Origin of the sequence: Bacillus bruguierae (assembly GCF_037104725.1) — a bacterium.
Lineage (GTDB): Bacteria > Bacillota > Bacilli > Bacillales > Bacillaceae_G > Bacillus_A > Bacillus_A bruguierae.
The window spans coordinates 289,895-304,476 of sequence record NZ_JBAWSX010000003.1; the positions used below are offsets into that span (position 1 = coordinate 289,895).

The window sequence follows — 14,582 nt, forward strand, 5'->3', positions numbered from 1 at the left end:
TTTTGCTACAATAGTACAAATGAAGGGAGGCAAAGATAGAGATGCCAAAAGGTCAAGGGAAAGTCATTGCACAAAATAAAAAAGCATATCATGATTATTTTATTGAAGAAACATATGAAGCAGGTCTTGTCCTTCAAGGAACGGAAATTAAGGCAATTCGCGCAGGTCGTGTAAACTTAAAAGATGCCTTTGCACGTGTGCAAAATGGTGAAGTATGGGTACATAATATGCACATTAGTCCGTATGAACAAGGAAATCGTTTTAACCATGAGCCGCTTCGTACAAGGAAACTACTTCTTCATAAAAAAGAAATTTTAAAGCTAATTGGATATACGAAAGAAACAGGTTATACGCTTGTACCGCTTAAAATTTATTTGAAAAATGGATTTGCGAAAATGGCACTTGGTTTAGGTAAAGGTAAAAAACAATACGACAAACGCCATGATTTAAAAGAAAAAGAAGCAAAACGTGAAATTGCACGTGTATTCCGCGATCGTCAAAAAATGTAATACAGAAATTTACAATTGCAAAATGGCGATCGTGTGCTATAATAACAAATGTAAGGCCAGTTGAACATTGAAAAACAGCTCAATAGCAGCTATCACGAATATACTTCGTATGCTCCATTTCTTATATGGGGACGTTACGGATTCGACAGGGGTAGTTCGAGCTTAGGTTGCGAGTCGAGGGGATCGGCCTCGTTAAAACGTCAAAGCCAATAACTGGCAAACAACAAAACAACTTCGCTTTAGCTGCTTAATAACAGCTTTTAGCGGTTCGCCCCTCCATCGCCCATGTGGTAGGGTAGCGGACTCACTCTAAGTGGGCTACGCCGGAGTTCACCGTCTGAGGACAAAGGAAGAGAACAACCAGACTAGCAATTCGGAAGCCTGTCGATAGGCTGAAGGGTTTGCGAAATGCCAATATATCGACTACACTCGTAGAAGCTTAAGTGCCGATACTTTTGGACGTGGGTTCGACTCCCACCGTCTCCACCAATACATATTTGGTGGTTTTTTTATTTTGTATGTAAGTTAAAGCATAAATTGTCCAATTTGGACAGTTTATGCTTTATTTTTTATGTGGACAATTTATGGTTAATTTTTTGCAGTATTATTTAGTGCGGATTTGAAATAAAATTGTGGATTTAAAATAAAATCTGATCATTTATAATAAAGATTGATAATTTGTAAAAAAGTTTGATATAAAAACTGTATTAAGCAGGAGGATCTGTTAAACAATCAGTACAGACTTGGTGATAAGGACATTTCAACTGGGACGTACTATTACGAAGAAAATATTACCTGCCTCCAAAATGTTCCTTAACTCATAGCTGTTCAGATAGAAGCGAATCATACTTTCATAGTCTTTTTAATTCCTGAGTAACCAACTAAGAAGTAAAGTGACACATGTGTTAAAGTTGCTGGAAACAAATTCATACAAACAGGGAGGAAAAAACTGTGAAAGCAAAAGTACGCTAGGGGAAAAAAACGCATAGGAGTGGTTGGAGACTAACAAAAATAATTAAGTTTGATGAAGTGAAGAAAAGTGACAGGATGATAATGAGGGAGGAGATAGCTCCTCATTGAATATATGTGGCCGTTGCAAGTAAACTTATTCCACAAGAAACAGCCTTCGATAAAAGAAGACAGTGTTGAAGTAGCCATTCTCGAACCATGGGTAATAAGATCCGAACTACCCCAATGATTTGTAATAAAAAGAAACACCCGCTTTAATTAGCAGGTGTCATTATGAAAAACTTAATGTAAATTTTGGCTATCACCATTGTTTTGATTACCCTGACTATTAGAACATAAACAATGAATAATCTTACACAAAATATCCTCGCAGTTATTACCTTGATTCCCGTTTCCTGTTGAAGATGGAGGATAATTACCGGGGTTATTACTAGGATTGGTACCAGGATTGGTACCAGGGTTATTACCAGGATTATTACCGGTACTTGTTGGATTAGTATCACTGGAAGGGAGTGGAGAATCTCCCCCTTTCCATACTGCACCTGTAAGTAACTGTTCCCTTGTGAAAGGGCGCCCACGCATTGTACTTCCAACAGCTAGTACTCGGAACTGATATACCCCCGGCATTGCCGCCAAGAGTGATATCTCGAATATACCAGGTTCAGTTTCTGTCATTGTTAAAGTTGTTTTTGTTTGATCCGGCCTAATAAGTTCCACTTTGACATCTGAGCGATTATTTACTGGTAGACCATATTCCGTAAGGATTGCTCGAAGCATAAATGTAGCTCCAGGTTCGTAACTGTTTTGGATTAGATAGGCCCGCATATTCAAATTAGAGAAAGTTGTTACGCTAAGATTGTAGTGTAGTCCGTGGGATTGTATCCCCATCAAAGTTATTGGTTCAGAGCCTAGTCGTGGAATTGGATCATGAATTACTTCTTCTGGGATTTCCAAAATTGCATGCCAAGTACCTTCATACTCGGATTTACCGTTAACTAATACAGGAAGAGACATTCGATAAAAGCTTATATTATCTCCAATTACAAAGCTAAGGCCTGGTATTCCTGTTGTTTTAGGTTCTATGATAGATCCGTCAGGTGCCTCTAGTTTAAAGGAGATAAGAGAAGGATTAGGATTAGGGCTCAATAAAACAATATCACTGCTTATATCCGCTTCAACGAGCTGAAATGGAATACGATGCACTTGGCCTTGTCCTAACCATCCTTCAGGATCCACAACAATATCGCGGTTATTTACACCTGATAAAATTTGTAGGAAATACTTAGAAAGTCGAAATGTTTCATCTTGATTAAGTGCTCCTGTTAAAAGTAAATAACCACCTGTGCCATTCGTAAGTGCTGTTAAAGCGGCAGGGTTGATCTGCTCAGGAGTTCCTAAACCTATTCCATATACCCGTTCATTTATTAAATTTTTAACATCTGCAATAAACTTTGGTCGATTTTCCTCACCATCAGTAAATACTATTGTGGCTTGAACGTCATACCCAGTTGCCTGAGTTAGTAAAGTGTGGGCATGTTCTATTCCATTACCAATAGAAGTCCAACCATTAGGATTGGGGGCGTAAGCTTGAATGTCAGATGATGCTGTTGTACGTCCTACACCGGTAGTATTTGGTCCTGCCGTAGTTACAGGCATTATATCAAACGCATCCTGATCGAAACGTACAATGCCAATACCATTATCGTCCTGTAATTGTTCAATAAACGGTGTTAATGAATATTTAAGTACGTCACTCCTTGTCTTAAGAGGTGGCCCAAAACCAGAATCAAAATTCATACTGTTCGATTGGTCAAGAACTAAAACTGCTGCCGCCTTAGGGCGTGTAACAGTATTTGCGCTAATTGGTACAGTCCACTGTTCCCCTGTCTCTACATCTCGTAAAGTTACACTTCCAGAAGCCTTATCTCCGTTCCGTGTTCCCGTATATGAGATCCATATTCTAGCCTCTGCAACCACACCTTCAGCACCAGGGTCAACAATTTCAAATGTACTTTCTGGCGTGCCAAATCCCGTTCCTGGACCAGATACAATCTCAAGCCTTGTCATTTTGCATGTAGTTACTTCAAAAACAATAGCGCGAACTGTTGTCACTCCCTCAGGAACATCATTAAAAACCAAGTTTGGAGTCTTTAGTTGCACGAAGGGAGGATCAGTATCATATAGGTAACCAAGTTGTCGGTGATTTAGTACATCCGCAGGTCTCGTTGGCCAAGGAAACATGGCATCGTTTAGATTATGTCCTTCCGGACCTCCTCCTGTCGGTACATATCCTGCGTTAGGAAACAGTTTTTGCCAATCTGCCCAGCACTTGTCCACCATGCAATGATGTAGGAAAAAAACAGGGTCATTAGGAGAAGTCATTGGGAGCATCGAACCACCAACCCACCTATGGACCAAATTATGTAATTGTACCTCAAAATGGTTACGGAAACTTTGAGAACTATTTAAATCCCAAGGAGCTGAATCATATTGTGTCTCTTTAAAAGCCCCATTTTGCCCATCTAAATCAGTCTGACTTGGTAAAGATGAAGCACTAGGATTTTGACCAAACGCTCGGCTTAGCCCTCCAGCTGGATTCCCGTTTTCATCAATAGTGGTCCAATTATTAACTGCAAATGGCCCTGTTTTCACTAAATTGTTATCCCCAGGGTCTCCATTACCTCCCATAAAATCATTGTTCCAAATACTTGAGTTTTCATGGTCTATCGTCCATTCCCAATAAGGAATGGCAATCCCAGGCACTTTATTTCGTAAATCTTGTTCAAATCTTCTTAAGAATTCACGGTGCCAAGGGAAAAATGCAGGACCATTATGGGCAGCGTTACGTTGATTTGGATCGCCGTTTGATGGAGTCGGTCGCATTGCTGCCTGATTATGTGTAAGAACATATTGGTTATATTGACTACTCGATTTTAACTCTAATACAGCTTTTACATAATCTCTCTTTTGTTCATCGGTTAAGGTGCGTGCATTTCTTCTGCATGCAATCCTTCGTAAGATTGTAATCATAAGGTTACCCCTCTACTTCTTTTTAATTTTTGCTTGATATGAAGGTACGTAATCAATAACTGCTTCAGCTAAAAGTTCCAGTGAAGGGAACTGTGAATAAGGTAAACGATAGGTAAAATATTGACCAGTGTTAGGATTTAACCAAAAACCTATTTCTTTCCCATCAATAAATAAATGGGTACTGTTTTTTTTTACAGCAATCTCAATTCCTTTATATATTTCAGATTTCAATTTTATAAACACTCCTTTCTTTTTGTTTTAATCAACCGTCTTAGTATGACAATTTCTCCCCTGAAAAATCATAATTTAAATTTATATCAAAAATTTCAATTTCAGTTTTGAATGGAAACGTATAAAATTTATTTTGATGATTTTAAGTAGATAGTGCTCTTTTTGCCGATTCTAACAGCCTAGCCGTTATTATTTAACTTTCCTTCTAAAAGGAAGGATCTATGCTGGAGGACTTACCCCATTGCAAAATAAGGATGGGAAACCAGTAATAAAATGAAACAATTTATTTTTCTTCTTCAACAATTGGGGGCAGGAGTTAAATAAGGGGAGCGCTGCTACGATCCTTTATTATTGCACTAACGTGTCAGCAGGTTGTGAAATTTTGCACTTAAACTCCCGTGAAAATAAAAAGAGGAAAAAGACAATATGAAAGTGGACCCAGCTGTTGCTTTTGAATAAAGTTTGATGATTTATAATAAAGTCTGATTGTTTATAAAAAAGACTGATAATTTGTAAAAAAGTTTGATTAAAATATGAATTGTATTTTTTAACAACGTTGATAAATCAAAGTTTATAGAACATTTTTAATCAAACTTTATTCTAAAATATGTAGTTTGAAACTCAGTAAAATTAAATGTTTTGATTAATCTTTTTTCAGAAAATTAAAATAAATGTTATTGGTAAATCAACATTCATAGCGTATTTTTAACTAAATTTTGTTAGTCTGAAATACCAGCCAATAAGTTTTTTTAAAATGGTTGCGACTAAAATTGAATAAAAAATGAATAAAATTAGTAAAGCTTAAAAAAGAAACACAAGATAAAGTAGGCTTTGCTGGTGCAACAACTAAAAAGGGTTAATTTCCTATTTTCATAATCTGTGGTGCATGGTTGGCTAACAGGTATACTAGAGTTAAATAAGTACGAGCCAGCTTCAACAGTCTTTGATCTTCAACAATCGGGCGCGATTGTGGAGCAATACAGATAGAAAATGATTAAACTTTTTTATAAAACCGAAACATAAATCTGCTGGATAAGAAGCCATTTTGATCAATCTTTTTTCAAAATGGCTTCTAGAGCGTTGAATTTTTGGGGTAGGCTATATCCCTTTTTATATACAATTTGTGGGATTTAATGTATTTTATAGTAAGGGGGATATAAAATACATTTCCTAAATATCCTAAATAAATAAAGGCTGTGAGGAAAGCATGTTATTGGAAGAATATAGACAATTATTGATACAGACCACAAATGAAGTATATCCTAAGTATATACAGAATCATATTTTAAAGGGATTAGAAAAGGAAGAAATTGTTAAAGATGATGGTAACTTATCATTGTATGATGATAGTGTTGATTTATCTGAATTACCAGATGAAGAAAAACTTGCTGCCAGTATACAACAAAGTTCAAAAGTCGCTAAATTTATAGAAGAGTGGGAATTCACTAAACACTATAAATATTCAATTGTCTTTAAGTGTGATAGTTTTGATGAAAAAATCCTTTCAACAGCAATACATAAAGGTGAAATTTTAAATTTTACATCTTCTAACGATTCATTTGATGAACTAGTATCGACAAAGAGAAATGGTTTTGGAGAGATGGAATTTGCTGAATCAGTTAAACCTACTAAATATGAAACGGATGAGTTTCTTTTTCTAAAATTTAATATTAAATATCAATTTAACTCTTTTCAGGAGGGAAGGATAACAAAATTAAAATATCCTATCTTAGTGGTATTCTTCAAAGAACTGAATATCTTTGAAATTAGGTTTGATAAAATTAAGAACTCTTATAAGGATAAAGACACACTGTATGTGGACAATATTAGTATGATACATCGTTGGTTAAGAAATATACTGAAATTGAATATTTCAAATGTTAATCTTGAACCGAAAATAGAATCCATATGTAAGGATAAAACTAATAATGTTGTTGTGCATTCTCAATGTATGAGCTTGAGAACTGGTGGAAAAGCCACATTAGAAGTAGGCGGTAACGCTGATAATTTACTCCCTATATTAGGTGAACTTAAAGAACTGATGAAAAGAAACAAACTCTTATTTGATGAGAGCGAGGAAATAAAGGAATTGCTAGAAGATTTTATTTCTGATACGGAAGAAACTGCAGATTTACCGTGGATAGCTTTACGTTGGACAAATGATGTGAAGGCCAAAGAAATTATAGTTAAATTCCAACACCGTTATATGGGGGCAGATTATAGTTTACTTCAATATTTTGGAAGTCAAACACAGGTGGAGAGAATGAATTATGTTACCAAATATCTTATTGAAAATTGAGGAAAAGCTTAAGGAGAATTCGTTATTATCTGATAGTCAGCTAGATAAATTTATGCTGTTATTAAAACGTTATAAAAAGGGTGAATGGTTATACCCGGGTGTTCTAATTAGAAAATTAAATATTACATCTTCTAATGCTTATAAGTTACTAGATAGTTTAAAGGATATTGGGGTTCTTGAAGTTAATTATGAACTATATTGCCACACATGTAATACATTTGAAGGAACGATATATGAAACGTTTTCGCAGGTGCCAAATGACCTACATTGTGAGGGATGTGGGATAGAATTAAAGCCGTTAGTTAACTCTATTGTTATATACAAGGTGATTATTGATGGAGAACAATAGAGAATTAAGTGCTAAGGAATATTTTTTACAATGTCTTAAGGATAAAGAAAGAGTTTTTAAAGAAATAACAAGATTGAGTCAGGCAGAAAAAGAAACGTATATTGGCTTACTTGAAAATTTAAAAAAGGTAAATAAAAATAGAAAAGACTATTCTAATAAAGAAATCGGGAAATCATTAGAAGATATAGTAAGTTTCATTTTGAACAAATCCTCAGTTTTTGAGGTGAAAGAAAACATACATACTTCTAGTAATGAAGTTGATCAACTAGTATTGCTTAATAGTACGGGGAAGGAATTTCAGAGAGAAGGATATTTAGACATTAGAGGAGAACATTTTTTAAGTGAATGTAAAAACTATGATGGTAAGATTGGAGTAACTTGGCCTGGTAAGTTTTATTCTTTATTAAGCGTACAAAGTTGTAAGTTAGGAATCCTATTCTCTTATAAGGGTTTAACAGGAACAGGATGGAATGATGCTGTTGGTTTAACTAAAAAACTTTTTTTAACAAGAGAGAGGATAGAGGATAAAATTTATATCATTGAGTTTAATATTCAGGATTTTGATGATATTGCTAATGGCTTAAGTTTCTTGGAAATATTAGAAGCGAAAATTAATGCGTTAAAAACAGATACTAACTTTTCTCATTTTATCACCAATCACCCAGCCATGATAAAAGCCTGATGGACGAAAAGCAGATGTTTACGCGCCTGCTTTTTATTTTGGATATTAATCTGAACTTGAGGTTTACTTATATTTTAGTGTAGAGTGAAAGAAAAGTTTATATAGGTCATTGTTGGAAGCATCTGAGAACTTCAAAAATTTAGGTTTGGAGTAGAGATATTGTAATATTCTCAGTCAGACCAATATATTTTTATATGCCCAAAACAAAAGAAATTATATTTTTTGTTTTGGGCATATTTTATTTTAGGACATTATATGGTTAAAGGGTTCAAAAATTGTCTATATTTCTAATATATATAATCTAAGGAGGTAACAGGTTGTTTGGTGAGCTAATAAGAAGCCGATTATATGGTCTGTGTCCTAAAAGAATAGGGACTCCTTTTGGAGAATCATTATCGAGTTATCTAATTAGACTAGCGGAAGCACATACTGTGTGCTTAGGAGATTTATTAGCTTATGAGATAGCTCCTGTGTTAGGGAAAACGTATCTGTTAAATAGCATAGATAGAGGTGGTAATCGCTTTTATGACGGTGCCAGAACGATTAATGGTACAGAAAAGAATGCAAAAGATATGGTAACTACTTTAGAATGTCTTACGGGAACGAAGAATTTAGAGATGTTGACTCTGTCAAAATTTAAAGAGATTTTCCCTGTTAGGAACTTAATAAGAAAGAGTTTGGCTTGGTGTCCTGAATGTTTGAATGAGTTAATGGAGAAGGACTCTTTGTATTACCCATTAATCTGGTGTATGACAGCTTACAATATATGTACAAATCATAAAATTTATTTAGAAGAAAAATGCCCTACTTGTAATAAGTTAATCCCGTTCTTACACAGAAAGTCGAGGACTGGGATATGCCCTTATTGCCAATCACAACTTTTTAAACCACTTAATACCCTCCACCTTACAGACTACAAAGATTATTATATTTCTCAAAGTGTAGAGAACTTTTTTAAAGATGAAAACAAAGAAAATAAATTTAGGATTTATACGTTATATGAAAACTTATTCTCTATTCTTCATGGTAGTTTTGATGGAAATATAAAACAGTTTGCTAATTACATAGATGTACCTAAAACAACAGCATGGGGATGGCTAAATAAAGAAGTTATTCCACCGTTAAATAAGGTTCTAGAAGTTGCTTATACTCTAAAGATTCCAGCGCAAGTATTGTATACAGAGCATAAAAAGATACAGATAACACCTAATGTATTAGTTGGGAATATAAATCGAGCAACACAAAAAAAAGAAAAATTCATATTAAGTAATGAAGAAGTTCGTACTTATCTGAGTGAAACAGAAAAAGAACAATTTGGTGTGAAGGCAATAATTGATATTGCTAAAGACTTAAAATGTAGTACGAAATTTCTTTATACTAACTTTCCAGAAGAGTGTAAGAAAATTTCAGAACGTAATTATCAAATAAAAACTGAAGAAAAGTCTCTTTATCTGTCTACTTTAAAAGAGCAGATACAAGAAGTCTGTTATAACTATTTTTCGCAAGGTGTTTTTCCTACTAGAAAATTATTAGAGGAAGAATTAAACTTACCATTCCTTTTTAAAAATCGTCCAATGAAAGAGTATTTCTATCAAGTGCGTGTGGAATTAGAAAAACAATTCATTATTCCGAAGGGGAGAATATATGTTACAAGAGGTTGAATTTATTAAGTGGTGTAAGGAAAATGGATTGTCTGTCCCTACACAAGATTTAATTAATAAGATTAGAACATCCCCGCCTAGTAGAAAGGTACAAAGCGGACGAGGGAATGTATCAGGTTTTTATCCCAGCAGAAAGATGGGGATGACTATTCAATTTGAAAGCCATAAGGTTGAGCTAAATGCAATATATAAAATGGAATATGATTCTTCAGTTTTAGAATACTATGACCAACCTAATACAGTTTTTTTGGAATATATGTCTAAGAATAATCGTAAGGTTTCGGTTAATTCTACTCCGGATTTTTTTGTTATAAGAGAAAATGAGGCCGGATGGGAAGAGTGGAAAACAGAAGAAGAACTTTTAAAATTAAGTCAACAATCTCCTAATAGATATGTTAAAGATTTAGAAGGAAATTGGAGGTGCCCACCAGGAGAAAAATTTGCAAACAGATTTGGTTTGAAGTTTTATTTAAGGAGTTCTAAAGAAATTAACTGGAATTTTTCGAGAAATATTCAAATACTTGAGGACTACATAAATGCATCAGAATGCCTAGAAATAGATGAACAAAAAGTAAATTTAATTCGAGATATTCTATCTTCAAAATATGGTATTACAATTGAGGATGTTTTGAAATCTTATAGTACTTTAACTATAGATGACATTTATAATATGATTGCTCAAAATCATATTTATGTTGATTTATACAAGTATATTTTAATTGAACATCATGAGGTTCCTTTGTTTTTAAATAAAGATTTATCAAAGATATATGAAATGACTTTTGCTGAAAATACTAATAGTGAAGAAACATATAAGTTAACATCTACGCGTCTTAAACAAGGTACTAGGTTAATATGGGATGGGAAAATATACTGCGTTATAAATGTTGGAAGTAATAATATATCGTTGGTAGATGAAGAAGATGTTTTAGTTAACGTTTCTCAAAAAAATTTTAAAACCCTTAATGAAAGAGGTGCTATTCAATTTCTAGACCAGAGTAATAGCGTAGACGAACAACAGGAATATAAGCAAATTTTATTAGAAGGCGCTTCTCCAAAGGATATTGAAGAAGCGTATGGGCGATATGAGTTGTTGAAGATTCACAATCAAGGGGCTGAAAACACTGAATACAGTGATAGAACAGTAAGAAGATGGGAAAAATCGTTTAAAGAAGCTGAAAGGTTATATGGTAATGGTTTTTTAGGTTTGTTACCACAAAAGAAGCATAGAGGAAATAGGATGTCAAAAATTGATAAGGTTGTTCAAGATTTAATAAAAGAGGTTATAGAAAAACACTACCATAACATTAAGCAGCTGAATGTAAAAGCTATATATAGTTTGTTTGAAGAGCAATGTAAGAGGAAAGATCTTAGTATTCCTAGTTATGTAACATTCACGAAATACGTTAATAGCTACTCAAACTATGAAACAGTAAAAAGTAGGAAAGGTAAAAGAGCTGCGTATCCAATGGAGCATTGGTATCTAGAGATACATACTCCTAAACATGGTGATAGACCTTTTGGAATTACACATATTGATCATACAGAATTAGATATTGAGCTTGTATTAATGGACGGTAAAGAAAGAATCACTCGTAGACCATATCTTACGTTATTAATGGACGCATATTGCAGGAGGATTTTAGCGCATTATATAACGTTTGATCCACCAAGTCATCGTTCAATTATGATGGTTTTACGAGAATGTGTAAGAAGAAACTTTAGATTACCCCATAACATTGTAGTTGATGGTGGAAAAGAATTTCATAGCTTATATTTTGATGTATTATGTGCCCAAAATGGGATAGTAAAAAAAAATAGACCACCGGCTAAAGCTAGATTTGGAAGTGTTATAGAACGTTTATTTGGAACAACCAACTCTTCTTTCATACACAATTTGCAAGGGAATACCCAGCTGACAAAAGAGGTAAGAGTTGTTACCAAGAGTACAAATCCGAAAAATTCTGCAATCTGGACGTTAGAAAAGTTAAATACTTTGTTTTATGAGTGGATTAATTACTATGAAAATACGATACATGCTGGATTAGGAATAACACCTAAAAAACAGTTTGAGTTAGGAATTGCATTAGGAGGAGAGAGAGAAATGAATTTTATTTCATATGATCAAACCTTCATCTTATCAACTCTCCCATCTACGCCTAGAGGAAAAGGTTTAGTTCAGCCAGGTAAAGGAGTTGTGTTTAATAACGTTTGGTATTGGAATGAAGAGTTTAAAAATCCAAAAACGGAGAAAACAAAAGTTAATTTAAAGTATGATCCTTTTAACGTTGGAATCTTATATGCATATGTAAATAAGAGGTGGATTAAGTGCATATCAGAATATCATTATCTCCTTGATGGAAAAACGCATAAACAACTGCAATGTATTACAGAAGAAGTTAGATATAAATTAAATATTAAAGGAAGAGTAACTTTGAAACACGTAGCAAGTTTTATAACAACAATTGAAAATCATGAGAAAGTAATGAATCAAGCTTTAATAGAGAAAGAAAATCGAAAATCTCGCATTACTATTGAAGAAATTGGATTGGAAGAGAATATAGCTTCTCAAAAATCCAATTTTGATTCAAGAAAAATTGATGTGAATAACATTCCAAACTTCAAAGTCATTGAAGACTAAAAATATTAATAAAGAGAGGTGGGAAATTTGGTTGAAAATATGTTACCTACAGGAAAACAAACTTTAGAAGAGAAAGTAAATAAGTTTAAAAGAGTAAAGATAATCCATCCTAAAATGAATCAAGTAATGTCGGAACTTAAATCATTGATAGAGAAACCTTCTGGTAATGAAATTATTATGGTTTTGGGACCATCAGGTGTTGGGAAATCAACACTTATAGAGGAATTGAAAAAAGAAATTATCAATAATTTATTTGATGAATTAGAGAAGGATAGGTCTATTCTTCCTTTTGTATCTATAGAACTTATATCTCCTGATAGTGGTATTTTTAATTGGAAGGATTTTTATGTAAGAGTACTGCGAGCTATGGAAGAGCCATTAATTGAAAAGAAAATTATATATGAAAATAATATCGAACCAAAAAAGAGGGAAAAGATAAGAGTGGGACAGGGGCATTATTTAACTTCTCCGGAGCTAAGAAGATCATTAGAAAATGCTTTTTATTATCGGAAACCGAAAGTGTTTATTGTTGATGAAGCTCAGCATTTTACTAAAGTGCCATCAGCAAGAAAGTATTTGGATCAGTTAGACTCACTTAAATCATTATCTAATCTAACAAAAGTTCCACAATTACTAGTTGGTACATACGAACTTAAGAACTTTGTAAATTTAAATGGGCAACTAGCGAGAAGAACCTTTGACATACATTTCCCTAGGTATGTCATATCTAATGAACAAGATTTCATCAATTATTTAGGTGTTATTAAAGGTCTTTTTGAATATCTTCCTATAGAAACATCATCTTCATTATTGGAAAATTGGGACTATTTATACGAAAGAACAGTAGGATGTGTAGGGATATTAAAGGATTGGTTAACAAGAGCGCTGAGGTTAGCTTTAGAAAATAATGAGAAGTCATTAAAAATTCAACATCTCAGAAATACGGCTCTTTCTATAAATAAGGTATCTAAACTTGTTGATGAACTTTCACAGGGAGAGGCTTGCTTCATAGAGAATTCAGATAAGATATTGGATGTAAGGATAAAGCTAGGTCTTGATAATGCAAATGCAAATGTAAATGTAAATGTAAATGTAAATGTAAATCAAAAGGGTAATTCAAAGAAAAAGAATGTTGGTATTAGAAATCCTAAGAGAGATAAAGTAGGCGGAATGAAGGATGAATAGTATTAAAATATTTGAAGAAAAACAAGCTGCTTATTCATTTTCGAAAAGGAGTGAGTTTTATGCCTTGGAACCTATAGGAATTGGAACAGATAGGGTAGAAGGGCTAGTAAGTTATTTAAGAAGGTTAGCGAATGCTCATAATGTAACATTACATGCTTTAGTTTCTTATATAATTAAATTACATCCTAATCAATCAGTATATCCAACTTATATGTATTATCCGATACTGAGGAATGGTATGAGTAAAACGATGGGGCTCGTTGTAGAATCGCTGGAGGAACTAAGGTTAATTCCTGATCCGAAAAATATGACAATGTTACCTTGGAAAAATGTAATTAGTTATTCAAAGTTATTTACAAAAGAAAAAAAATGGTGTCCAATTTGTTTAGATGAATGGAAAAATAATGGAATGAAGTGTTATGAGCCATTAGTGTGGGGAATAGATTTATTAAATATTTGTTCTCGGCACAATGTAAAATTACATCAGTTTTGTTCAAATGTAGAATGTAGGGCCTTTCAGTGGTCAGGTTATGAAAATCTACCAATAGAACATTGTCAAATTTGTAATCAATGGCTTGGTATCAATGAAAATTTAGAATTAGAATTTGTTAACAAGGATCTAGAAGAATGGAATGTATGGGTTGCTGATAACTTAGGAGAAATGGTAATTAAAATTTCTAATCAAAAAATACCTAAAAATAATCAAGTATGTGGCATTATAGATAAATGGATACAGGATTTTTTTCAAGGAGATAGAAGGCGTTTTTGTTATGAAATAAACATTGACAATAATTGGCTTCAGCAAATTGAACGCGGAAAATATAGATTATCATTAAACTCTCTTCTATTATTAAGTTATCGGACAAAATTAAAATTAAATGATTTATTTTATTATGGTATAGAATCTTGAAAAGGCTAATTTTTGTTTATTTTGGTCATTATATGGTTAAATCATTGGTTTTTGAACATTATATGGTTAATAAGAATTAAGATATGTTATGAAATTTATTAAATATAAGCTGATAA

Annotated in this window: 11 protein-coding genes and 1 other RNA gene; 10 read left to right on the forward strand and 2 right to left on the reverse strand. The window is 33.3% G+C overall.

Annotated features, from left to right (window positions below):
- Window positions 1–41: 41 nt before the first annotated feature.
- Window positions 42–509: an SsrA-binding protein SmpB gene (gene smpB, locus WAZ07_RS08080; protein ID WP_098918929.1), complete on the forward strand. Its 468-nt coding sequence runs from the start codon at window positions 42–44 to the stop codon at window positions 507–509.
- A 127-nt stretch (window positions 510–636) separates the two neighbouring features.
- Window positions 637–998: a transfer-messenger RNA gene (gene ssrA, locus WAZ07_RS08085) on the forward strand.
- A 762-nt stretch (window positions 999–1,760) separates the two neighbouring features.
- Here the strand turns inward: ssrA and WAZ07_RS08090 are convergent.
- Together WAZ07_RS08090 and WAZ07_RS08095 are read right to left on the reverse strand one after the other, a co-directional pair.
- On the reverse strand, window positions 1,761–4,508 hold the full coding sequence (locus WAZ07_RS08090; RefSeq protein WP_336472018.1) for a tyrosinase family protein: 2,748 nt from the start codon (window positions 4,506–4,508) through the stop codon (window positions 1,761–1,763).
- 12 nt (window positions 4,509–4,520) lie between these two features.
- Window positions 4,521–4,739 (reverse strand): hypothetical protein, encoded by a 219-nt coding sequence (locus tag WAZ07_RS08095; RefSeq protein ID WP_336472019.1) that lies wholly within the window; start codon window positions 4,737–4,739, stop codon window positions 4,521–4,523.
- 217 nt (window positions 4,740–4,956) lie between these two features.
- Between WAZ07_RS08095 and WAZ07_RS26205 the strand changes: the two genes are divergently transcribed.
- The 8 genes from WAZ07_RS26205 to WAZ07_RS08130 all read left to right on the forward strand — a co-directional run bounded on the left by WAZ07_RS26205 (window position 4,957) and on the right by WAZ07_RS08130 (window position 14,466).
- Window positions 4,957–5,016 (forward strand): DUF6440 family protein, encoded by a 60-nt coding sequence (locus tag WAZ07_RS26205; RefSeq protein WP_413788876.1) that lies wholly within the window; start codon window positions 4,957–4,959, stop codon window positions 5,014–5,016.
- Between the two features lie 930 nt (window positions 5,017–5,946).
- Entirely contained in the window at window positions 5,947–7,038 is a 1,092-nt protein-coding gene (locus WAZ07_RS08100; protein ID WP_336472020.1) for a hypothetical protein, read from the forward strand.
- On the forward strand, window positions 7,010–7,387 hold the full coding sequence (locus WAZ07_RS08105; protein WP_336472021.1) for a hypothetical protein: 378 nt from the start codon (window positions 7,010–7,012) through the stop codon (window positions 7,385–7,387). Before WAZ07_RS08100 ends, WAZ07_RS08105 begins: the two co-directional genes overlap by 29 nt.
- A complete protein-coding gene (locus WAZ07_RS08110; RefSeq protein ID WP_336472022.1) occupies window positions 7,374–8,069 on the forward strand; it encodes an acetylglutamate semialdehyde dehydrogenase in 696 nt (231 codons plus the stop codon). The genes WAZ07_RS08105 and WAZ07_RS08110 overlap by 14 nt, the downstream gene beginning before the upstream one ends.
- A gap of 317 nt (window positions 8,070–8,386) precedes the next feature.
- Window positions 8,387–9,730 (forward strand): TniQ family protein, encoded by a 1,344-nt coding sequence (locus WAZ07_RS08115; protein ID WP_336472023.1) that lies wholly within the window; start codon window positions 8,387–8,389, stop codon window positions 9,728–9,730.
- Window positions 9,714–12,371, forward strand: a complete 2,658-nt coding sequence (locus tag WAZ07_RS08120; RefSeq protein WP_336472024.1) for a Mu transposase C-terminal domain-containing protein — start codon at window positions 9,714–9,716, stop codon at window positions 12,369–12,371. The genes WAZ07_RS08115 and WAZ07_RS08120 overlap by 17 nt, the downstream gene beginning before the upstream one ends.
- 18 nt (window positions 12,372–12,389) lie before the next feature.
- Entirely contained in the window at window positions 12,390–13,556 is a 1,167-nt protein-coding gene (locus tag WAZ07_RS08125; RefSeq protein ID WP_336472025.1) for an AAA family ATPase, read from the forward strand.
- Entirely contained in the window at window positions 13,549–14,466 is a 918-nt protein-coding gene (locus WAZ07_RS08130) for a TniQ family protein (protein ID WP_336472026.1), read from the forward strand. The genes WAZ07_RS08125 and WAZ07_RS08130 overlap by 8 nt, the downstream gene beginning before the upstream one ends.
- Window positions 14,467–14,582 lie beyond the last annotated feature (116 nt).